This window comes from Pseudomonas sp. Xaverov 83 (genome assembly GCF_019352905.1).
Lineage (GTDB): Bacteria > Pseudomonadota > Gammaproteobacteria > Pseudomonadales > Pseudomonadaceae > Aquipseudomonas > Aquipseudomonas yamanorum.
The window spans coordinates 62442-84147 of sequence record NZ_JAAAFU010000007.1; the positions used below are offsets into that span (position 1 = coordinate 62442).

22 protein-coding genes are annotated in these 21706 nt (G+C 60.2%); 10 read left to right on the forward strand and 12 right to left on the reverse strand.

Annotated elements, in window-relative coordinates; genetic code table 11:
* The first annotated feature begins 231 nt into the window (after positions 1-231).
* Both K0H47_RS03010 and K0H47_RS03015 read left to right on the forward strand, forming a co-directional pair.
* Positions 232-1842 carry a methyl-accepting chemotaxis protein gene (locus tag K0H47_RS03010; RefSeq protein ID WP_374106744.1) on the forward strand — a complete coding sequence of 537 codons (1611 nt, stop codon included), beginning with the start codon at positions 232-234 and terminating at the stop codon, positions 1840-1842.
* Positions 1843-1914: 72 nt separating this feature from the next.
* Positions 1915-2811 carry a DMT family transporter gene (locus K0H47_RS03015; RefSeq protein ID WP_063032512.1) on the forward strand — a complete coding sequence of 299 codons (897 nt, stop codon included), beginning with the start codon at positions 1915-1917 and terminating at the stop codon, positions 2809-2811.
* Between the two features lie 30 nt (positions 2812-2841).
* On the opposite strand, the gene K0H47_RS03020 is transcribed toward K0H47_RS03015, so the two are convergent.
* Complete coding sequence (locus K0H47_RS03020) at positions 2842-3702, reverse strand: DMT family transporter (RefSeq protein WP_177026442.1); 861 nt, start codon at positions 3700-3702, stop codon at positions 2842-2844.
* A gap of 549 nt (positions 3703-4251) precedes the next feature.
* Here K0H47_RS03020 and K0H47_RS03025 point away from each other — a divergent pair.
* On the forward strand, positions 4252-4431 hold the full coding sequence (locus K0H47_RS03025; protein ID WP_177070673.1) for a hypothetical protein: 180 nt from the start codon (positions 4252-4254) through the stop codon (positions 4429-4431).
* Positions 4432-4474: 43 nt separating this feature from the next.
* On the opposite strand, the gene K0H47_RS03030 is transcribed toward K0H47_RS03025, so the two are convergent.
* Complete coding sequence (locus K0H47_RS03030; protein WP_017479171.1) at positions 4475-5413, reverse strand: aspartyl/asparaginyl beta-hydroxylase domain-containing protein; 939 nt, start codon at positions 5411-5413, stop codon at positions 4475-4477.
* A gap of 186 nt (positions 5414-5599) precedes the next feature.
* A complete protein-coding gene (gene cysK / locus K0H47_RS03035) occupies positions 5600-6574 on the reverse strand; it encodes a cysteine synthase A (protein WP_063032516.1) in 975 nt (324 codons plus the stop codon).
* A gap of 123 nt (positions 6575-6697) precedes the next feature.
* Between cysK and K0H47_RS03040 the strand changes: the two genes are divergently transcribed.
* From K0H47_RS03040 to K0H47_RS03050, 3 genes are all read left to right on the forward strand, one after another.
* Positions 6698-7774 (forward strand): DUF748 domain-containing protein, encoded by a 1077-nt coding sequence (locus K0H47_RS03040; protein WP_201142840.1) that lies wholly within the window; start codon positions 6698-6700, stop codon positions 7772-7774.
* A gap of 142 nt (positions 7775-7916) precedes the next feature.
* Complete coding sequence (locus K0H47_RS03045; protein WP_003210690.1) at positions 7917-8762, forward strand: MoxR family ATPase; 846 nt, start codon at positions 7917-7919, stop codon at positions 8760-8762.
* 11 nt (positions 8763-8773) lie between these two features.
* Positions 8774-9952: a VWA domain-containing protein gene (locus K0H47_RS03050; RefSeq protein ID WP_003210689.1), complete on the forward strand. Its 1179-nt coding sequence runs from the start codon at positions 8774-8776 to the stop codon at positions 9950-9952.
* Between the two features lie 90 nt (positions 9953-10042).
* Here K0H47_RS03050 and K0H47_RS03055 read toward each other — a convergent pair whose 3' ends face one another.
* Genes K0H47_RS03055 through K0H47_RS03065 form a run of 3 tightly spaced genes read right to left on the reverse strand, consistent with a single transcriptional unit; the run spans position 10043 to position 12407 of the window.
* The gene (locus K0H47_RS03055) at positions 10043-10966 is read right to left on the reverse strand and encodes a biotin-dependent carboxyltransferase family protein (RefSeq protein WP_219271918.1); all 924 of its coding nucleotides are present in this window, start codon (positions 10964-10966) and stop codon (positions 10043-10045) included.
* Positions 10963-11667 carry a 5-oxoprolinase subunit PxpB gene (gene pxpB, locus K0H47_RS03060; RefSeq protein WP_177026445.1) on the reverse strand — a complete coding sequence of 235 codons (705 nt, stop codon included), beginning with the start codon at positions 11665-11667 and terminating at the stop codon, positions 10963-10965. Before pxpB ends, K0H47_RS03055 begins: the two co-directional genes overlap by 4 nt.
* Positions 11664-12407 carry a 5-oxoprolinase subunit PxpA gene (locus tag K0H47_RS03065; RefSeq protein ID WP_093200652.1) on the reverse strand — a complete coding sequence of 248 codons (744 nt, stop codon included), beginning with the start codon at positions 12405-12407 and terminating at the stop codon, positions 11664-11666. The genes pxpB and K0H47_RS03065 overlap by 4 nt, the downstream gene beginning before the upstream one ends.
* 176 nt (positions 12408-12583) lie before the next feature.
* On the opposite strand from K0H47_RS03065, the gene K0H47_RS03070 reads away from it, so the two are divergent.
* Positions 12584-13522, forward strand: coding sequence for a LysR family transcriptional regulator (locus K0H47_RS03070; protein ID WP_219271920.1), 939 nt, complete (start codon positions 12584-12586; stop codon positions 13520-13522).
* A gap of 110 nt (positions 13523-13632) precedes the next feature.
* Here the strand turns inward: K0H47_RS03070 and K0H47_RS03075 are convergent, their stop codons facing one another.
* The 3 genes from K0H47_RS03075 to K0H47_RS03085 are packed head-to-tail and all read right to left on the reverse strand — an operon-like array spanning position 13633 to position 15542.
* On the reverse strand, positions 13633-14175 hold the full coding sequence (locus K0H47_RS03075; protein WP_017479178.1) for a DUF2937 family protein: 543 nt from the start codon (positions 14173-14175) through the stop codon (positions 13633-13635).
* 11 nt (positions 14176-14186) lie between these two features.
* On the reverse strand, positions 14187-14963 hold the full coding sequence (locus tag K0H47_RS03080) for a class II glutamine amidotransferase (RefSeq protein WP_003210683.1): 777 nt from the start codon (positions 14961-14963) through the stop codon (positions 14187-14189).
* Positions 14964-14993: 30 nt separating this feature from the next.
* Positions 14994-15542: a hypothetical protein gene (locus tag K0H47_RS03085; RefSeq protein WP_017479180.1), complete on the reverse strand. Its 549-nt coding sequence runs from the start codon at positions 15540-15542 to the stop codon at positions 14994-14996.
* Positions 15543-15563: 21 nt separating this feature from the next.
* Between K0H47_RS03085 and K0H47_RS03090 the strand changes: the two genes are divergently transcribed.
* The gene (locus K0H47_RS03090; protein ID WP_219271921.1) at positions 15564-17618 is read left to right on the forward strand and encodes a S9 family peptidase; all 2055 of its coding nucleotides are present in this window, start codon (positions 15564-15566) and stop codon (positions 17616-17618) included.
* 82 nt (positions 17619-17700) lie between these two features.
* Positions 17701-18174, forward strand: coding sequence for a cyclic nucleotide-binding domain-containing protein (locus K0H47_RS03095; protein ID WP_063032530.1), 474 nt, complete (start codon positions 17701-17703; stop codon positions 18172-18174).
* Here K0H47_RS03095 and K0H47_RS03100 read toward each other — a convergent pair.
* Positions 18171-18458 (reverse strand): hypothetical protein, encoded by a 288-nt coding sequence (locus tag K0H47_RS03100; protein ID WP_063032532.1) that lies wholly within the window; start codon positions 18456-18458, stop codon positions 18171-18173. The genes K0H47_RS03095 and K0H47_RS03100 overlap by 4 nt on opposite strands.
* Before the next feature lie 78 nt (positions 18459-18536).
* On the opposite strand from K0H47_RS03100, the gene K0H47_RS03105 reads away from it, so the two are divergent.
* Positions 18537-19223, forward strand: a complete 687-nt coding sequence (locus K0H47_RS03105; RefSeq protein WP_063032534.1) for a spermidine synthase — start codon at positions 18537-18539, stop codon at positions 19221-19223.
* A 22-nt stretch (positions 19224-19245) separates the two neighbouring features.
* Here the strand turns inward: K0H47_RS03105 and rarD are convergent, their stop codons facing one another.
* Together rarD and K0H47_RS03115 are read right to left on the reverse strand one after the other, a co-directional pair.
* Positions 19246-20130, reverse strand: coding sequence for an EamA family transporter RarD (rarD, locus tag K0H47_RS03110; protein WP_219271923.1), 885 nt, complete (start codon positions 20128-20130; stop codon positions 19246-19248).
* A gap of 575 nt (positions 20131-20705) precedes the next feature.
* Complete coding sequence (locus K0H47_RS03115) at positions 20706-21620, reverse strand: ParB/Srx family N-terminal domain-containing protein (protein ID WP_063032536.1); 915 nt, start codon at positions 21618-21620, stop codon at positions 20706-20708.
* Between the last annotated feature and the right edge of the window lie 86 nt (positions 21621-21706).

Below are 21706 nucleotides of genomic sequence, written 5' to 3' on the forward strand. Positions count from 1 at the left end.
CTCTAACCACGGGCCTCCCTCGGGTGCCCCTTGGAAAACCCGAGTATTTGCTCTAGCACGCTGGACCTCACTTTCCTTAAGAGCATTGGATCCAACGTAAGGGAAACCCTGATTACCCTACATGATGGCTCTTTGCTATATAGCGCGCCCTCTCCCACCTAACAAGGTCAGAAGACCGGTCCGGGAACAGGTTCTAATCGCCCAAGGAGCATTGAGATGTCATTGAGGAATATGGGGATCGGTCTGCGCGCCAGTCTGAGTTTTGGGGTGTTGGCCAGCCTGTTGATAGTGGTCGGCCTGTTTGGCCTGGGACAGATGGCCAAGCTGCGGGAAAGCGCGCTGATCATTGAAGAGTCGTGGATGCCGAGTATTGAAAACATTCACGACAGCGCCGCCTATGTCGCCAGCATCCGCCTGGAAGCGTTGCGCTTGCTCACCACCGATGAGTCCCGGGTGCGTGACAACAGCAAAAACCTTATCACCCGCCAGCGTGGCGACCTTGAAGAACTGCTGAACCGTCACGAAACCCTGCTGAGCAACGAGCAAGAACGCGACCTGCTCAAGCAGTTGAAAGCCAACGTTGTGACCTACATGACGATCGTCGCCCAGATGATTCAACTGGTCGACCAGGACCAACAGCAAAACGCCATGGACCTGCTCAACAGCCGGCTGGCGCCTCAAGGCATGGTCCTCAATAAAAGCCTGGAAGACATGATCACCTTCAATCAAAAAGGTGTGGAAGACGCCGCAGAGTCGGCAGCCCAGATGTACACCAGCGCCCAATGGGTGGTCGGCAGCATCATCGTCACCGCCCTGCTCGCCACCTTGTTGCTGGCCTGGCTGCTGACCCGCAGCATCACCGCACCGATTGGCCAGGCACTGACGGTGGCCCGCACCATCGCCTCCGGCGACCTGAGCCGGCCGATCGTTGTGGAAGGCAAGGATGAGCCGGCGCAACTGTTGACGGCCCTGGCCACCATGCAGACCAACCTGCAAGACACCATCCGTGGCATCAGTGAGTCGTCGCAGCAGTTGGCCTCGGCGGCGGAAGAGATGAGTTCGGTGATGGAACAAAGCACCCGCGGCCTGCAAGCGCAGAACGATGAAATCGAACAGGCCGCCACTGCCGTGACGCAAATGAGCGCGGCAGTGGATGAAGTGGCGGGCAATGCGGTGTCCAGCGCCGAAGCGTCCAAGGCCTCCGACGAAGACAGCAAACACGGCCACTACCAGATCAGCGAAACCATCAGCTCGATCCAGAACCTGGTGGACGAGGTGCTCGGGGCCTCTACCAAGGCCGAAGGCCTGGCCGTGCAGGCCCAGGACATCAGCAAGGTGCTGGAAGTGATTCGCGGGATTGCCGGGCAGACCAACCTGCTGGCACTTAATGCGGCAATTGAGGCGGCCCGCGCAGGCGAGGCCGGTCGCGGTTTTGCCGTGGTGGCGGACGAAGTGCGCTCCCTGGCGCAGCGCACCCAGGACTCCACCGAAGAAATCGAGCAGATGATCAACGGCATCCAGCAAGGTACCCAGGACACCGTCGGGGCCTTGAACAGCAGCGCCGAACACGCCGGCCAGACCTTGCAGCGGGCCAACAGCGCCGGCAGTGCGCTGGAGAAAATCACTGCGGCGATCTCGCAGATCAGCCAGCGCAACCTGGTGATCGCCAGCGCCGCCGAGCAGCAGGCACTGGTGGCCCGAGAGGTGGACCGCAGCCTGGTGAACATTCGGGATCTGTCGACACAAACCGCCGCCGGTGCCACCCAGACTTCGGCGGCCAGCCAGGAACTGTCGCGGCTGGCGGTGGACCTCAATGGCTTGGTAACGCGCTTCGTGCTGTAAAACATGTATTAGCGATTGTGTCAGACAGGTCCGTGGGCAACACTTCCGCCCTTATCAAACAGGAGTTTTTCCGTGAGACCTGTCGACACCCTCCACCTGTTGGTGCTGGCCGCTATCTGGGGCGCGAGTTTTTTGTTCATGCGAATTATCGCGCCGGAAATCGGCACCATTCCTACGGCATTTTTCCGGGTGTCGATTGCCGCCACCGGCCTGCTGGTGATCCTCGCCATGATGCGGGTGAGCTGGGATTTCCAGGGCAAGTTCAAGACGGTCCTGTTGCTGGGCGTCATCAACTCGGGCATTCCCGCGACCATGTATTCGGTGGCGGCCCAAGTGCTGCCGGCCGGTTACTCGGCGATCTTCAATGCCACGACGCCGCTGATGGGCGTGCTGATTGGCGGGCTGTTTTTCAGTGAGCGTCTGACGCCGTCGAAAATTGCCGGCGTGTGCCTGGGGCTGTTCGGCGTTGGCATCCTGACCCGCGCCGGGCCGGTGGCCTTCGACATGGAACTGCTGATGGGGGCTCTGGCGTGCTTGTTGGCGACTACCTGTTATGGCTTTGCGGGCTTCCTGGCAAGGCGCTGGCTCGATCAACGGGGCGGGCTGGACAGTCGTCTCGCAGCCTTGGGCAGCATGCTCGGGGCCACGCTGTTCCTGCTGCCGCTGTTTGCCTGGAGTGCCATCAGCCATCCACCGGCCAGTTGGGGTGGCTGGCCTGTGTGGTTGTCGTTGCTGGGATTGGGGCTGGTATGTACGGCGTTTGCCTACATCCTGTACTTCCGCTTGCTGACCTCCATCGGCCCGGTGAAGTCGATGACCGTGACCTTCATGATTCCGCCGTTCGGGGTGTTGTGGGGTGCGTTGCTGCTGGATGAGCCGCTGTCCATGGCGCATCTGTATGGCGGGTTGTTGATTGCGGGGGCGTTGTGGCTAGTGCTTCGGCCAGGGAAATTGGCCGGGAAGCTGTAGGAGCGTTTCGGCTCCTACAGCTGAGGTTGATCAGCTCCTACGGAACACAAAAGCCAATCCGACAATGATCAGCCCCATCCCCAGCAAGCTCAGGATTGCCAGCTTGTTGCCGAAGATCAGGTAATCCATCACCGCCGTCACCGCGGGCACCAAGTAGAACAGGCTGGTGACATTCACCAGGTTGCCTCGAGCGATCAGCCGGTACAGCAACAGCGTCGCCAGCAGCGACACCACCAAGCCCATCCACAGCACCGGCACGAAAAAGCCGCTGCTGTGTTCAAAGTGGAACGGCTGGAACGGCACAAACACCGAGCACAACAACAAGCCAGCGAAGTACTGCACCGGCAGCGTACCCAGCGGGTTATCGGTGATGCGCTTCTGCATGATCGAGCCAAAGGTCATGCTGGCCAGGGCCAACAGGCCAAAGAGCATACCCGCCAGGGACATCCCGGACATGCCGATGCCCTGGTACACCACCATGATCAACCCCGCCAACCCCAGCGCCAGGCCGAACATCCGGCTCCAGGAGCGCTGACGCTCCATCAACACCACGGTCAGGATCGGTTGCACGCCCATGATGGTTGCCATCATGCCGGGCGTGACTTTGAGGTCCAGGGCCAGCAGATAGAAAATCTGGTAAGCCCCCAACAACACCAGCCCGGTGGCCGCCGCGTAGAGCATCGGCTTGCCGGGGCGCGGCAACTTCAACTTGAGGATCGGGACCAGTATCACCAGCCCCGCCAGGGCGATGGCAAAACGGATCAGCAAAAACGCAAAGGGCGAAGCATGGGCCAGGCCCCATTTGGAGAAAATCGCCCCGCTGCTCCACAGCAAGACAAACAGGCTCGTCGAGGCCGCCGCGGCCACGGATTGTTTCGAAAGAACAGACATGGATACCACCTGTAATCAGGCAAAAAGCCAACTCAGCAAAGGCTGAAATTCAGTAGGTTTTTTTCAGGCGGGCACAGGGGAACAGCCATCAGCTGATCAGCCCGAAATGCCAACACCCGGCGGTGATACGACTGCGTACACCGGCGTGCTACTGACAGGTGGGGGGTAGTGACTGATCTGCACTGGCTGCTGGCTCCCGCACGGCAGGACCACAGCGTTGACCGCTGAATCGACTACCGCTATGCGCAAGGAAGCTGGCATGTGCTGATCTTTTTTGAGGGGATGGACAAGGTGTCTGAAAACATCTGGGGCCGACTATAACCAGCTGGGGACATGCTTTGCAATGACTTCGCCAAAAGGCCAGTAAGGACAGCTTGGGTCAACACCACTAGCCTTGGGAAAAACCAATCCGCTCCGAATCCGGGGGGCTTTTAACTCATGATGACCAATGCCAAAAAAACGCGATTCTCTGCGCTATCAGTTATACCGCTCAAAGGCGGGCTTAGCATCCTAACCATGCTCAATTAATGATCAACAGTGGAGGCTAATATGGGAGCAGCTCCTAAAAACTCCGTCACCCAGAAGTCATCATCGAAGCTGATAAAAGAGCTTGGAGCACCAGCACTAGCAGTCACCGCCAATCAGCGCCGTTTTCTCAGTGCAGCCATGACGACCAACGTTGATGAGCCCAGCCTTTTAGCGGGCAACCCCAACAAATCAAAAGCATAAAAAAACCGCTCAATCGAGCGGTTTTTTTATGCCTGCAAAAGCCTTAACCAAACAACCAATACCCCAACGCCGTCAGCACTACCACTGCCAGCACCGGCCGCAGGATGCGATAAGCCTTCGGATGCTTGCGCTTCCACTGCTTGACCACGCCGCTGAAGCTGTCGCTGAAGCGCTTGCTCCAGGCATACGCCTGGTTGATCCCGCCAACGCGTTCGTCATCCAGGTTCTGCGGCGCGGTAGCGCGGCCCAGTTGGGCACTGACCCAACGGTTGATGCGCGTCATCAGGCGGCTGCTCAGCGGGCGTTCGATGTCGCAGAACAGGATCACCCGGGTGTGCTCGGTTTCGTTCTTCACCCAGTGCACGTAGGTCTCGTCGAACATCACGTCTTCACCGTCACGCCAGGCATACACCTGGCCGTCGACGAAGATGCGGCAGTCGTCGGAGTTCGGCGTGGACAGACCCAGGTGGTAACGCAGGGAACCGGCAAACGGGTCACGGTGCGGGTTGAGGTGGCTGCCACCGGGCAACAGCGCAAACATCGCGCCCTTGACGTTGGGAATGCTGCTTACCAGGGCCACGGTTTTCGGGCACAGCAGTTCAGCCGACGGCAACGGCTTGTCGTACCACTTGAGGTAGAACCGCTTCCAGCCCTTCTTGAAGAACGAGCCGAAACCGGCATCGTTGTTCTTCTCGGCGGCGCGGATGTAACCCTCGTCGAACAGGTGCATGGCCTCTTCGCGAATCACTTCCCAGTTGTCCTTGAGCACGTCCAGCTCCGGAAACTTGCTGCGGTCCAGGTACGGCTTGGACGGCACTGCGGAGAAGATGTACATCAAGGCGTTATACGGGGCGAACAGCGCCGAATGGTTGACGAACTGACGCAACATCGGCAAGCGGGCCTTGCCACGCAAATGCACGTACAGCGTACTGCCGATAAACAGCAGCAACACCGACAGTTTGGCGGCCAAAGAAAAGGTCATGCAGCAACTCCTGGAAATAGGCGTCTGGCCATTAGCCTCCCGTTATCGGGAAACCAGACGTAGCAGCCGGCCATGATAAACACTCCGGGCCTCGGGAAAAACCCGCGCACTCCAACAATCAGCATCTAGCGGTGCGCGATAACGGGCCAATTATGCATAAGGGCCGCGCCATCGCGCTGATTTGAATCAAGCCTGGTTTTCCTGATCGGTAAACAAATCGGCGAACAACATGCTCGACAGGTAGCGTTCGCCGGAGTCCGGCAGCACCACGACGATGGTCTTGCCCTGCATTTCCGGCTTCTCCGCCAGGCGCACCGCCACGGCCATTGCCGCGCCACAGGAGATACCGCAGAGAATCCCCTCCTCTTGCATCAGGCGCAAAGCCATGGCCTTGGACTCTTCATCGCTGACCAGTTCGACTCGGTCGACCATCGACAGGTCGAGGTTCTTCGGCACAAAGCCGGCGCCAATGCCTTGGATCTTGTGAGGGCTGGGCTTGATCTCTTCACCGGCCAGCGCCTGGGTAATCACCGGCGAGCTGATGGGCTCCACCGCCACCGACAAGATAGGCTTGCCCTGGGTGTTCTTGATATAGCGCGACACCCCAGTGATGGTGCCGCCGGTGCCTACGCCTGCCACCAGCACGTCCACGGCACCATCGGTGTCATTCCAGATTTCCGGACCGGTGGTTTTCTCGTGGATCGCCGGGTTGGCCGGGTTTTCGAACTGGGCCGGCATAAAATACTTGGCCGGGTCGCTGGCGAGGATTTCGCCTGCCTTTTCGATCGCGCCCTTCATGCCCTTGGCCGGCTCGGTCAACACCAGTTCGGCGCCGAGGGCCTTGAGCACTTTGCGGCGCTCGATGCTCATGGAAGCGGGCATGGTCAGCAACAACTTGTAACCACGAGCGGCGGCAACAAACGCCAGGCCGATGCCGGTATTGCCGGACGTCGGCTCGACAATGGTCATGCCCGGCTTGAGTTTGCCGCTGCCTTCGGCGTCCCAGATCATGTTTGCGCCAATCCGGCATTTCACCGAATACCCCGGGTTACGCCCTTCGATCTTGGCCAGGATAGTCACGCCACGCGGGGCGATGCGGTTGATCTGAACCAGGGGCGTGTTACCGATGGAGTGCGCGTTGTCTGCAAAAATGCGGCTCATGACGGGTCCTTAAGGCAATTTCAGGAAGGCCCCAAGGGTATGCCTCGTGTTGCGAGGCGTCCAGTCAAGCGAACGTCCGGCGACGGCAGCAGTCAATCGCCTACACGGATGGAGAAAATTCCCATGAAACGTCGCTACAGTTGGCCCCTCTGGACCCTCGCCGGGGTCGTGGTACTGCTGGTCGTCCTGGATATCGCCCTGCCCTATCTGGTGCGCAACTACCTGAATGACAAACTCGCCGACATGGGCGATTACCGCGGCCAAGTCACCGATGTCGACCTGGCACTGTGGCGCGGCGCCTATCGAATCAACGGGTTGCAGATCGTCAAGGTCGACGGCAAGGTGCCGGTACCGTTCGTCAAGGCGCCGGTGATCGACCTGTCGGTCAGCTGGCATTCGCTGTGGTACGACCACGCGGTGGTGGCCGAGGCGCAGTTCATCAAGCCGGAACTGAATTTCGTCGACGGCGGCACCAACAAGCAGGCATCCCAGACCGGTCAGGGCACCGACTGGCGGGAACAACTGAGCAAACTGTTGCCGATCACCCTCAATGAGGTGCACATCAACGATGGGAAAATCGCCTTCCATAACTTCAGCTCGAAACCGCCGGTGAACATGTATGCCACTCAGGTCAACGCGACCTTCTACAACCTGACCAACGTGGTGGACGTCAAAGGCCAGCGCGACGCGCGTTTCGATGGCAAGGCACTGTTTTTGGGCCAGGCGCCGCTGGAAGCCACCGCGACGTTTGACCCCTTGAGCAATTTCGAAAACTTCGAATTCCGCTTCCGGGCCCGGGATATCCAACTCAAGCGCATGAATGACTTCGCCTCGGCCTACGGCAAATTCGACTTCAACGCGGGCACCGGCGATCTGGTGGTCGAAGCCCAGGCCGAAAAAGGCCAATTGACCGGCTACATCAAGCCTTTGCTGCGCAACGTCGAGGTGTTCAACTGGCAACAGGATGTCGAGAACAAGGACAAGAGCATCTTCCGCTCAATCTGGGAGGCCGTGGTGGGCGCCAGCGAGACCGTGTTGAAAAACCAGAACAAAAACCAGTTTGCCACCCGCGTGGAGCTGAGCGGCAACGTGCACCAGCAAGATATCAGCGCGTTCCAGGCGTTTTTGCAGATTTTGCGCAACGGTTTCGTCCAGGCTTTCAACGCCCGCTATGAACAGCCCAAGCCCTCGACAGATTGATCTTCAACGTGACTGCCCATTCAGAGACTGAATAGCCCGTCTGCGTTCACAGTCGCCGGGGCTGCGCGGTATAGTCGGGCAAAGCTGATTACTCGCCCGCTTCGGTCCCCGACCGTTCGGCGTCACGTTCGAGGATTGATAGATGAAGTTCGAAGGCACCCAGGCCTACGTTGCCACCGATGACCTGAAACTGGCCGTCAACGCCGCCATCACACTGGAGCGGCCACTGCTGGTCAAGGGCGAACCGGGCACCGGCAAGACCATGCTCGCCGAGCAACTGGCCGAATCCTTTGGCGCCAAGCTGATCACCTGGCACATCAAGTCCACCACCAAGGCCCATCAGGGCCTGTACGAGTACGACGCGGTGAGCCGCCTGCGTGACTCGCAGCTGGGCGTGGACAAGGTGCATGACGTACGCAACTACCTGAAAAAGGGCAAGCTCTGGGAAGCCTTCGAGTCCGAGGAACGGGTCATCTTGCTGATCGATGAAATCGACAAGGCCGACATCGAATTCCCCAACGACCTGCTGCAAGAACTCGACAAGATGGAGTTCTACGTCTACGAAATCGACGAGACCATCAAGGCCAAGAAACGCCCGATCATCATCATTACCTCCAACAACGAAAAAGAGCTGCCGGACGCGTTCCTGCGCCGCTGCTTCTTCCACTACATCGCCTTCCCGGACCGCACCACCCTGCAAAAGATCGTCGACGTGCACTACCCGGACATCAAGAAGGACCTGGTCAGCGAGGCACTCGATGTGTTCTTCGACGTGCGCAAGGTACCGGGCCTGAAGAAAAAACCGTCCACTTCCGAACTGGTGGACTGGCTGAAACTGCTGATGGCCGACAACATCGGCGAAGCGGTACTGCGCGAGCGCGACCCCACCAAGGCCATCCCGCCCCTGGCCGGTGCCCTGGTGAAAAACGAGCAGGACGTGCAGTTGCTGGAGCGCCTGGCGTTCATGAGCCGTCGCGGTAACCGATAAGGGCGATTGCCATGCTGCTCAACCTGTTCAATGAAATGCGTGCAGCCAAGGTGCCGGTCTCGGTGCGTGAGCTGCTGGACCTGATCAACGCGCTGAAACAGCGCGTGACCTTCGCCGACATGGACGAGTTTTACTACTTGGCCCGGGCGATTTTGGTGAAGGACGAACGGCATTTCGACAAGTTCGACCGGGCCTTCGGCGCCTACTTCAATGGCCTGGAAAAACTCGACGATCACCTGCAAGCACTGATTCCCGAAGACTGGCTGCGCAAGGAATTTGAACGCTCGCTGACCGACGAAGAGCGCGCGCAGATCCAGTCCCTCGGCGGTCTCGACAAGCTCATCGAGGAGTTCAAGAAGCGTCTAGAAGAACAGAAGGAACGCCACGCCGGCGGCAACAAATGGATCGGCACCGGCGGCACCAGCCCGTTCGGCTCCGGCGGTTTCAACCCCGAAGGCATTCGCGTGGGTGATGCCGGCAAGCGCCAGGGCAAAGCGGTCAAGGTCTGGGACCAGCGCGAGTACAAGAACCTCGATGATTCGGTGGAACTGGGCACCCGCAACATCAAGATCGCCCTGCGCCGCCTGCGCAAGTTCGCGCGTCAGGGGGCGGCGGAAGAGCTGGACATCGACGGCACCATCGACCATACGGCACGCGATGCCGGGTTGCTGAATATCCAGATGCGCCCGGAGCGGCGTAACACCATCAAGCTGCTGTTGCTGTTCGACATCGGCGGCTCGATGGATGCCCATGTGAAGACCTGCGAAGAGCTGTTCTCCGCGTGCAAGACCGAGTTCAAGCACCTGGAGTATTTCTACTTCCACAACTTCATTTATGAATCGGTGTGGAAGAACAACATGCGCCGGGGTTCGGAACGCACCTCGACACAGGACCTGCTGCACAAGTACGGCGCCGACTACAAAGTGATCTTTATCGGCGATGCGGCCATGGCGCCGTATGAAATCACCCAGGCCGGCGGCAGCGTCGAGCACTGGAATGAAGAGCCCGGGTATGTGTGGATGCAGCGGTTCATGGAGAAGTACAAGAAGCTGATCTGGATTAATCCGTACCCGAAAGACACTTGGGGCTATACGGCGTCCACCGGGATAGTCCGAGACTTGATCGAGGACCAGATGTTTCCGTTGACGTTGCGCGGGCTTGAGGAAGGGATGCGCTTTCTCTCCAAATAATGGGTGAACCCACTTACGCAATCGCAGGCAAGCCAGCTCCCACAATTTGGAATGCATTTCCCTGTGGGAGCTGGCTTGCCTGCGATGCTTTTAGCGGTTCATAAAGCGCTGCAAGTACTCCACCTGCTGCCGATGCGCGGTCTCCTGCATCACCGGCGCCAACCTCACCTTCTCCCCCGGCAAACACTGCGCCAGCCGCGCCAGCGCCAATGGCGTCAACGCACCCAGTCGCGGATAACCGCCAATGGTCTGCCGATCATTGAGCAATACAATCGGCTGCCCATCCGGTGGCACCTGGATCGCGCCCAGCGGGATGCCTTCCGAAATCAGCGACGGTCCCTGATATTCCAGCGGTGTGCCGAGCAAGCGCATGCCCATGCGGTCGGCACGGCTGTCGAGGGTCCATTCACTGTTGAACACGTCAAACAGACTCTGCCCGCCGAACTGGCCGATCTGCGCCCCGAGGATCACCTCCAGTGGCGCCTTCGAATCCAGTTTCGGCAATTGCTCCGCAGACAACACCCGCATCGCACCGCCCACACCTGAATAGCTCAACTGCGCACCTTCAGCCAGCGCTCGGCCAAAGCCATCCAGCCCGCCCAGTTCTTCACGCGCCACCGTAGCGCAACTGCCCAGCACGTGCGGCGCATCAAACCCGCCCGGCGCTGCCAGGTAAGCCCGCGCGCCGCTGAACGGCTGGGTAAACCGCAAACGCTGGCCTTTTTGCAGAATAAAACTGCGCCCCGGGCTGATCGCTCTTTCATCGACATAAGCGCCCAAATCCGCCCCGGCCAACGCCAGCAGACAATAGTCCTCGGCCTGCACGGTGAAGCCACCCAAGGTGATTTCTACCACCGGCGCATCCAGGGCATTGCCCAGCAACCAATTGGCCCACGACATCGACACCCAATCCAGCGCGCCGCCCTGGGTCACGCCCAAATGCCTCACACCAAAACGTCCAGCGTCCTGCAACAAGCACAGCGGGGTGCTGGCCTCGATCAACAAGCGGCTCATGCCTGGGCCTCCAACGGTGTGTCATCGCCACCCAGGTTGATGAATTCGCTATGGCTGACCGCTTCGTAACGCACGGTGTCCCCCGGCTGCATGAGGCTGTAGCCCTCGCGCTCTCGATCAAACAGCTTGGCCGGTGTGCGGCCGATCAGGTTCCAGCCACCCGGCGATACCACCGGATAGGCCGCCGTCTGCCGCTCGGCGATCCCCACGCTGCCGGCCGCCACCCGCTTGCGCGGCGTATTGAGTCGTGGAGCTGCGAGCAGTTCGTCCACCAGGCCCATAAAGGCAAACCCCGGCGCAAAGCCCAACGCGAACACCTGATATTCGTGCTGGCTGTGGCGACGGATCACCTCCTCCACCGCCAGCCCACTGCGCTGCGCGAGCAACGGCAGTTCGGGGCCGACGCTCAGGTCATACCAGACTGGCAACACATGGCATTGCCCGCTGCCCTTGGGCTCTGGCTGCAGCGCTTCAAGCGCCTGATCGATCAACTCCCGCGCCTGGGCCGGGCTCAGCGCCATCAGGTCGTAATGCACCATCAGGGTCGTGTAGGACGGCACCAGGTCCACCAGCGCCGGGCCAAAACCTTCCCGCAAACGGCGGGTGGCGGCGAGCATCCAGGGCATGTTGTCTTCGGCGATCACATCAAACAGGCGCACCATCAGGCTGTCGATGGCTACGACTTCAATCCGTGGTTTCATGCTGGGGTCAACGCCTCGCGGATGCGCTGCACGGCGGCCACCGAGCTGGCGTTATCGCCGTGTACACACAAGGTATTGGCCTGCAGGTGCAACGGGCTGCCGTCGCTGGCGACCAGATGCTCACCCCGGGCGATGATCAAGGCCTGCTGGATGATCTTTTCCGGATCGTGGTGCACCGCCCCCGGCAACTGGCGGGAGACCAGATGGCCAGCGCTGTCATAAGCACGATCGGCGAAGGCTTCGAACCACAGGGTCACGCCATATTCGTCGCCCAGGGCCTGGGCAGCGCTGTTGTCGCGGGTGGCCATCAGCATCAACGGCAGACTGGCGTCGTAGGCCGCCACGGCCTGGATCACCGCACGCAATTGCGCCGGCTTGGCCATCATGTCGTTGTACATCGCGCCGTGAGGTTTAACGTAGCTGACCCGCCCACCCTGGGCCCGGCAAATACCGTCGAGGGCGCCGATCTGGTAGTGCAACAGGTCCTGGATTTCCTGCGGGGTGTAGGCCATGGAGCGGCGGCCGAAACCCTGCAGGTCCTGGTACGCCGGGTGTGCGCCCACCTGCACGCCATGCTTGAAGGCCAGGCTGACGGTCTTGCGCATGATGCTCGGGTCGCCGGCGTGGAAGCCGCAGGCAACGTTGGCGCAATCAATGAAAGGCATGACCTCGGCATCCAGACCCAAGGTCCAGTTGCCAAAGCTTTCGCCGATGTCGCAGTTCAATAGCAGGCGGCTCACGGTAGGGCTCCTGTAGGCTTTGTTTTTTTGTAGTGTGGGATCTTTTACCAAGATCTCGCAACGATGTTGTCCTGAACCCCAACGACGCTTATCGTGAGACAGCTCGATTTTTGGCGTTTGCGACACGCTGCGTCCAACTAATAAAAACCGATCCATGCATAAGAAAAGTTGATCCCATGAATTTGAAGTTCCTCGAAACCTTCGTCTGGGTGGCCAAGCTCAAGAGCTTTCGCCTGACGGCGGAGAAGCTGTTCACGACCCAGGCCTCGATCTCCAGTCGCATCGCCGTGCTGGAAAGCGAGCTGGGGGTGAAGCTGTTCCTGCGCGACTCCCGGGGGGTGAGCCTGACGCCGGAGGGCTTGAAGGTGCTCGATTATGCCGAGCAGATGATGGCGACCATGCAAGGGCTCAAGCAGTCCCTGGAAACCACCAGCAGCAAGGTCGGGCGTATCCGCATCGGGGTGATGGACACGGTGATCCACACTTGGCTAAGCGCGCTGGTGGCAGAACTGACGGACCACTTCCCACGGGTGGAAATCGAGTTGGTCGCCGATACCGCGCTGAACCTCAGCGATCAGTTGCAAAAAGGCTTTCTCGACCTGATCCTGCAAACCGACCTGCTGCGCCAGGAAACCGTGCGCAGCCTGGAACTGGCCAGCCATCCCATGGGCTGGATCGTTGCCAGCCACTCGATCTACAACCGCGACTACGCGTCCCTCTCCGAACTGGCCCAGGAGCGCATCATCACCTACTCGAAAAACTCTTGTCCGCACCAGGACGTGCTCAGCCTGATGCAGGCGAACGGCGTAGCCGCGCCACGAATGAGCTGTGTGAACTCGGTGTCGGCGATCACCCGCCTGCTGCGGGACGGGTTCGGGATTGGTGCGTTTCCGCCCGTATTGGTCAGCGAAGAGTTGGCACGAGGAGAATTGACCATGCTGCCCATGGAGCAACGACCACCGAACTTGCAGGTGGTGGTGTCGTGGCGAATAGGCGTGGAGTTGGTGGAGGAGATTGTGGCGCTGTGCCAGAGCGTGGTGGAGCGGTATGCGCAGAAGGTCGGCGAGAGTTTGATGGTGCTGAGCAAACCCATGCCACTGAAGGAACCGATTTAAAACTGTGGGAGCGGGCTTGCTCGCGAATGCGGTGTACCAGCCAACCTATATGTCACTGACGCACTGCATTCGCGAGCAAGCCCGCTCCCACAATTTGACCGCGTCAGCCTTTAAAGCCCCTTGAGGTCCCGCTCTTCAATCGGCCGGCTCTGGCGCAGGCGCTTGCCGCCCAACACCACCCAGTCGATCAGGCGGAACAGGCATTCCAGGCCAAACGACAACAGCATCGCCCCACCCAGGCCCCAGCCCATGGCTTCCGGGGTCAGTAACAGCATGTAGCTGTAGCCGTTCCAGGTTTCCTGGCGAATTGCCGGGTCGGCAGCCACGGCCACTTGCAGCGCGCGGATGTACCACGGGCCTTGCATCGCCTGGAACTGTTTATCCAGCGCTACCTGGCGGTCGAGCAACGTGCCCAGGCTGTTGGCATCGCTGCGAAACACCGGGTCGTCACTGGCACGGTAATGAGCCACCAGCGCCTGCAAATCGCCGTTGAAGAACTGCTGCGCCGTAGCATCAAAGCCGCGCAGGCCGGTCTGGGCCTCGATCAGATGGGCTTCGACGCGCTTGGCGTAGTCACTGATGAATCCCGGTACCTGCACACCGACCAACAGACCCACGGCAAACAACACCAGTCGCAAATAGCTGAGCAACATATTCGACGTCCTTATTCCGTTTTGCCTTGGCTGACACATTCGCCGCGTCGCCACAGGCTCCACTGGCCCGGTTCGTAGCGGGTCCAGGTCTCGTTTTCGGTCAGGGGTTCGGTGGCAATCACCGTCACCACGTCATTGGGGGTAGTTTCGGCCTGAAAATCGACGATCACGTCGACATCTTTCAACCGTGCGGGGCCAAACGGCGCGCGTCGGGTGATCTGTGCCAGTTTGGTCGAGCAATAGCAGAACAGCCAGTCACCGTCGCTGAGCAGGCAGTTGAACACGCCCTTGCTGCGGTATTCGCTGCAGGCGGCGATCAGGTCAGGCAGCACCTGTTCGATGTCCACCGGTTCCGGAAACGCTTCACGGACTCGGTTGAGCAAATCGCAGAACGCCGCCTCGCTGTCGGTATCACCCACCGGGCGGTAGAACGTGGCGCGGGGGTTGAAGTCCGCCAGTTGGCCGTTATGCGCGAAGCACCAGTTGCGGCCCCACAGTTCACGCACGAACGGGTGGGTATTGGACAGGCACACCTTGCCCACATTGGCCTGGCGGATATGGCCAATCACCACTTCACTCTTGATGGGATAACGCTGCACCAGCAGCGCGACTTCCGATTCGCTGCTGGCCGCCGGGTCCTGGAACAACCGCAGGCCACGGCCCTCGTAGAAGGCGATGCCCCAACCGTCGCGGTGGGGGCCGGTCCGTCCGCCGCGTTGCATCAGCCCGGTAAAGCTGAACACGATATCGGTCGGTACGTTGGCACTCATGCCCAATAATTCACACATGCCAGGCTTCTCGATACAGGGCGTACAACGTTAAAGGCGCGGTTCGACCCGCATACCGCTGACAGGTGCCGGGCGACCGTAACGCTCATCGGCGAAGGGTTCGTCGTCATCCTCCGGCTCGGCGGCAGCGGCTGCCGCAGCGGCGGCCTTCTGCTCACGGCGGGCCCTGGAGGCACGCTCGATGGGCCAGCGGATCAGCACAAACACCAGGTACACGCCAAACGCGATCATGGAATACATGAACAGATCGGAAATCGCCCGCCAGGCGTTGTTGCCGACCTTGAGCACCAGGTCCAGGGCGGTGATGGCCACGGCCGGGGCGAACTGGGTCTTCACCGGGTCGACAATGGTCGGGCTGAACAGCAGCACCGCCATCAGCAGCCGCAGCGGTTCGCGCAGCCAGCGCCACATCCAGCGGGTCATGGCAAACCACACCAACAGGCAACCCAGGGCTGCGAAGGCGTAGAGGCCCCAAGCGATCAGATAGTCGTTCTCGGTCATGGTGTCCATGGCAAGGTAGGCAAACAGGCCGCTATGATAACGGCTTTTCAGTGCCGAGGCTGCAATGCCGTCGGCCAACCGCCAGACAGAGAGTGATCCATGCCCCCAGCGACCCACATCACTGCCGCCCCGATCGCCCGCAAGGCCCCCGGCACCGACCCGTACGCCTGGCTGCAAGCGCGGGACAGCGCCGAGGTGCTCGATTACCTCAAGGCGGAAATTGCCTGGCAAGAAGCTCAACTGTCCGACCAACAGGCGCTGCGCGAAACCCTGTTCGAAGAGATCAAGGGCCGCATCCTCGAAACCGACCTGTCCCTGCCCTCGCCTTGGGGCCCGTACCTGTATTACACCCGCACCACCGCCGGTGACGAATATGCCCGCCACTACCGCTGCCCGCGCCCGGCGGATGACAGCCAACAGGTCGACGAAAGCGCGGAAGAGCTGCTGCTGGACCCGAACGTGCTTGCCAATGGCGGCTTTTTCTCCCTTGGTGCCTTCAGCATCAGCCCCGACCACCAGCGCCTGGCCTACAGCCTGGACACCAACGGCGAAGAGATTTACACCCTCTACGTGAAGGAATTGGCCACCGGCAAGGTCAGCGAACTGGAGTTCGAAGACTGCGACGGCAGCATGACCTGGGCCAACGACAGCCTGACCTTGTTTTTCACTGAACTGGACGACACCCACCGCCCGCACAAACTGTATCGCTATCGCCTGGACGGCACCGCCGCCGAAGAAGTGTTCCACGAGCCCGACGGCCGTTTCTTCCTGCATTGCTACCGCTCAAGTTCCGAGCGCCAGTTGCTGCTGGCCCTGGGCAGCAAGACCACCAGCGAGATCTGGGCCCTGGACGCCGAGCAGCCGCAGCAGGCCTTTACCTGCCTGGCGCCACGGGTCGAAGGCCATGAATACGACGTCGACCACGGCAAGCTGGACGACCAATGGACCTGGTTTATCCGCAGCAACCGCGACGGCATCAACTTCGCCCTGTTCCAGGCCGCCGACACCGGCAGCGTGCCGACCCAGGACGACTGGCAGAACCTGATCCCCCACGACGACGCAGTGATGCTGGATGGCGTGAGCCTCAACGCCCGGGCCATGACCCTGAGCCTGCGCATCGGTGGTTTGCCGATCATCGAAGTGCACCCACAAGGCCAAGCACCTTATCGGGTGGAATTGCCGGACGCGGCCTACAGCCTCTATGTGCAGAACAGCCTGGAATTTGCCAGCGACAAGATCCGCCTGCGCTATGAGGCCCTGAACCGTCCGGCCCAGGTGCGCCAGTTGGAACTGGCCAGCGGCGCGCAACAGGTGCTCAAGGAAACCCCGGTGCTCGGTGTGTTCAACGCCGACGACTACGTCAGCCAACGGTTGTGGGCGACGTCGGCCGATGGCACTCAGGTGCCGATCAGTCTTGTCGTCCGCCGCGACCAGTTGGGTAAGCCGACGCCGCTGTACCTATACGGCTACGGCGCGTATGGCCAGAGCCTCGACCCGTGGTTCTCCCACGCCCGCCTGAGCCTGCTGGACCGTGGCGTGGCCTTTGCCATTGCCCATGTACGCGGCGGCGGCGAACTGGGCGAAGCCTGGTACCGCGCCGGCAAGCAGGAGTACAAGCAAAATACCTTCAGCGACTTTATCGCCTGCGCCGAACACCTGATCGCCCAAGGCCTGACCACCTCCAAGCAACTGGCTATCAGCGGCGGCAGCGCCGGCGGCCTGTTGATCGGCGCGGTGCTCAATCAACGCCCGGAGCTGTTCCAGGCGGCGATTGCCGAAGTGCCGTTCGTCGACGTGCTCAACACCATGCTCGACCCGGAGTTGCCGCTGACCATCACCGAGTACGACGAATGGGGCAACCCTGAAGAGCCGGAGGTGTATGAGCGGATCAAGGCTTACGCGCCGTACGAAAACGTCAGCGCCCAGGCCTACCCGGCCACGCTGGTGATCGCCGGCTACAACGACAGCCGCGTGCAATATTGGGAAGCGGCCAAGTGGGTGGCCAAGCTGCGCGACACCAAGACCGACGATAACCTGCTGCTGCTCAAGACCGAGTTGGGTGCGGGCCACGGCGGCATGAGTGGGCGTTATCAGGGATTACGTGACGTAGCACTCGAATATGCATTTGTTTTCAAGGCGCTGGGGCTGATTTAAGGAACTCCGCCTGGCGGGCGGGTCTGAACACCTGACCGCCGGGCGCGCCCTGCACGATTTATGGACAAAGACTGTAAGCCTCATGCCAGAACCGACCTTACTCAATAACGAAATCCGCGACATGCTGATGGATTGCGGCCTGTTCGACCCGTTGCTGCCGGAAGATTTCCATGTGGCGGCGGGCTATTTCAACATCAGCAGCATCGCCCGCGGTGAAGCGATATTCCTCGAGGGCGACGCCGGCACCTTCATGTGCATCATCCACTCAGGCCAGGTGGCGGTGCAAAAGACCAACCATGAAGGCCAGCGGCTGACCATCGCCACCTTGCGCAGTGGGCGGGCGTTTGGCGAGATGGCCGTGCTCGATGGCGAGCGCCGTTCTGCCAGTTGTGTGGCGGCCAGCGATTGCGTGCTGTTGAACCTGGGCAAGGATTCCCTGGAAAAGATGCTCAACGACGCACCGAAAATCGCGGCCAAGATCATTCGTGCGATTGCTATCGCCCTGTCCAGGCGCCTGCGCATGGCGGACGGGCAATTGCTGTCCCAGCAGTTTTAGCCGCCTGGGGTCTTGGGCTTGATATCGTTTTGCTGCAAGCCCGGGATCGTCTGGTCCTTCGGCGGCGTGGGCAGCACGATCGGCGTCAACAATGGCTCACCGCTGCCGGCCGCCTTTGGCGTCGCCGGTGGCGTGACTTGCGGGTAAGGTGTGGGCGTTGCAGTACCCGGCGAACCCGCCGTCGGCGCCGGGGTAATCGGTACGGTTTGCGACTCCTGAGCCTGGGCCACACCGCCAAGGGCGAGCGCGCTCCACACAATGACCGTTAGAATGCTGCACTTCATCGATGGCTCCATGGCCTGACCGTAAAGTCGTAAGGCTACTCCCAACCGCGCAAGAATGCCCTTCCCAATGAGATTTCCATGAAACGTTTCGTTCTGCTGGACACCACTCCGATCCCCGACAACGGCGGTGCCTTGTGCCTGTTCGAATACGGTGAGGATTTTGTCATCAAGATTCAGGGCGGTGACGGTGGCCAGTTGATGAACACGCGCATGCACGGTTCCGAGGATGCGCTGGCGGAGATTCCGTGCCGCAAGGTTGCCGGTCGGCCCGGCTCCAGGGTGTTGATTGGCGGCCTGGGCATGGGTTTTACCCTGGCGGCAGCGCTCAAGCATTTGGGCAAGACTGCCGAGGTGGTGGTTGCCGAGCTGGTGCCCGGCGTGGTCGAGTGGAATCGTGGGCCCCTGGGGGAAAAGTCCGGCCGCCCGCTGCTGGACCCGCGCACCGTGATCCGTATGGAAGACGTGGCCAAGGTGCTGCAGGCCGAGCCCCAGGGCTTTGACGCGATCATGCTGGATGTGGACAACGGCCCCGAAGGCCTGACGCAAAAAGCCAACAGCTGGCTGTATTCCGCCGGTGGCCTCAGCGCCTGCGCCAAGGCCCTGCGGCCCAAGGGCGTGCTGGCGGTGTGGTCGGCCAGCGCCGACAAGCAGTTCAGCGACAAACTGCGCAAGGCCGGCTTCAAGGCCGAGGAAGTGCAGGTGTTTGCCCATGGCAACAAGGGCACGCGGCATACCATCTGGATTGCCGAGAAGCTCAAGGGCTAAACATTCACTGCGCGGGTTGCCGTCAGATCGACCGGCGCAGTCGATTCAAATGCCTCAAGCCTTCCAGCACCAACACCACCACCGCCAGCCAGATCGGCAGGTAGGTCATCCATTGTCCCGGCTTGAGGCTGTCTCCCAGCATCAACGACACGGCCACCAGCAGCACCGGCTCCGCGTAACTGAGCAAACCGAACAGGCTGAACGGCAACAGCCGGCTGGCCCGGATGTAGGAATAACCCGCCGCCGCACTGACCAATCCCATGAGTGGCACCAGCCAATAGAGCGCCGGGCGTTGCGCCAGGGTCTCGCCGATGGGTTCGCCACCGAGGACAAACCACAGCGCGACCGGGATCATCAGCACCATGTCCAGCCACAGTCCGCCGAGGTTATCGGTGCCACAGCGCCGACGCAGTACGAAATACAGCGGATAACCCACGCACACGACCAGGGTGGTCCAGGAGAACCCGCCCGTGCGATACAACTCATTGGCCACACCCACCGCCGCCAGCGCTGCGGCAATCTTTTGCAGATGTGAAAGGCGTTCGCCGTAAACGATGCGGCCGGTGATGACCATGCTCAGCGGTAACAGGAAATAGCCCAGCGACACATCCAGGCCGTGATCATTGAGTGGCGCCCACATGAAGATCCACAACTGCACCCCCACCAGCGCACTGGTGACCACGACACAGGGCAGCAGCGCGGGTTTCTCCCGCAGCCGCTTGTAGATCAACGGCACCCACTTCCAGTCTCCGGAGAGGCACAGCAGCAACGTCATGAAGGGCAGCGAAATGAGCATTCGCCAGCCAAATATCTGCTGACCATCCAAGGGTTCAAGAAGGGAGGTAAAGAAATACAGCACGCCAAACAGGAAGGAAGCGGAAACCGCCAGAACAACACCTTTAGACACAACAGCCTCTACAAAAAATTGCATATGTTTGATTGAAGCAGGCAGTTGTATTCACGTAGCGCGAATATCAGCGAGATGAACATCAGAAGTTTATTAACGAGCGCCATAACTTCATAACTTACGCAGGACAATGAGCCTGAACCTGCAAGTTATATAAGCAGGGCAACTCGTCGAATTTTTTATTGTTCGTACGACGATCATCAGACACTTCAACCTACCCGACTTCGGTTATTTGAAGCAGCGCGCTCTGGACGAGCGACTCTGATTTGAAACGCCACAACATCCGCCACATGGGGTTGATATCGTGAAGGGGAACCCGGTTGACGGGAAACTAAAAGTCGTCAGGAAAGACCTGAGGCATTGAACATCTGGCGCTACTGCAGAACACACTAACGGCAGCTGGCCAAGAGGCGCCACATTAAAGAAACCGGCAACGTTACTCCAACACTTTATTACCCAAATCCTATTTAAATCCCCGAGGGCATTTAAATCGATATTTGCCCGACCATTACTGTATATTCAGCCGTTATACGCCCGACAGAAACGGCGCCAGGCCGCCCCTGTCGGTTCGTCACTTACTTGCTCCTGCTGTCGATAACGTAGGGCACTTTCTTCTTGAAGGTGTCATCCAGCTCTTTGCGGTTGAGTGAAGTAAATCCCCCTAACTGCCCGGCGTTGAAGCCGCTGTCCCCTACCGGCGCATCGGGCGCCAGACTGACCATGCGCTTGGCTAGCGCTTCAATGGCCTTTTCATACCCGCCCTGCTTGTTCAGGTTGAACGCGCTCAGGTCAATCTGCGTGCGCAACCACCCTCCCCAGTAAAACTCCAGGAATTCCGGCACCACCGCGCCAGAGGTCGGCTTGCCGTAGGATGCCTTGCGGGAGAAATACACCAGGCTGCGGAACATATCGTCGCCCAGATCCTTGAAACCCAGGTGCGCCGGAATCTGCTCAGGGGTGATGGTTTTGCCCTGGCCGTCCTTGAGCCAGACCTTGCGCCCCTGCTCCATGCGCTTCCAGAACGTAGCCAGGTCAGGGCTGTCACTGAAGTTATCAGTGACCCGCACCCACATTTTCAGTCTGGCGCCGGCCCCTGGCTGCTCCCACAACGTGCTGAACGAATGGTGGCCGTCAGTGAGGTACAGCTGGCCAGCAGGGCCGACCACCACGGTTTTCATGTCCGCCGGGTGAGTCCCCACCGGGTCTTTGCAGGTAAAGCTGCCTGGTTTATGCAGGTCGGCATCTTTAGGCACCTTGCTGGCTTCACCCTGGCCATTGGTTTCACAGTATTCGTCGAACACCTTCTTGGGTGATTCGGCAAACACCCCCAGCTTGTAATGGATCTGATCAAAGCCGATCACCGCCTGGGTAGGGTGGAGCTGCTCCAGCGCCACATCAATCACCTGGCCCGGCTGGGGCGTGGAAAACGCCTGGGCTTGGACGCTGACGGCGAATAACAGCAACGCCCACCATCCTGTATGCATCCGCATGAGTACCGCTCCTTATGAATTCAGTTCGCCGATACTACAAACAATCCCCACCACCTGCGCGTACTGCAGCTGAAAAAGCCGGAGGT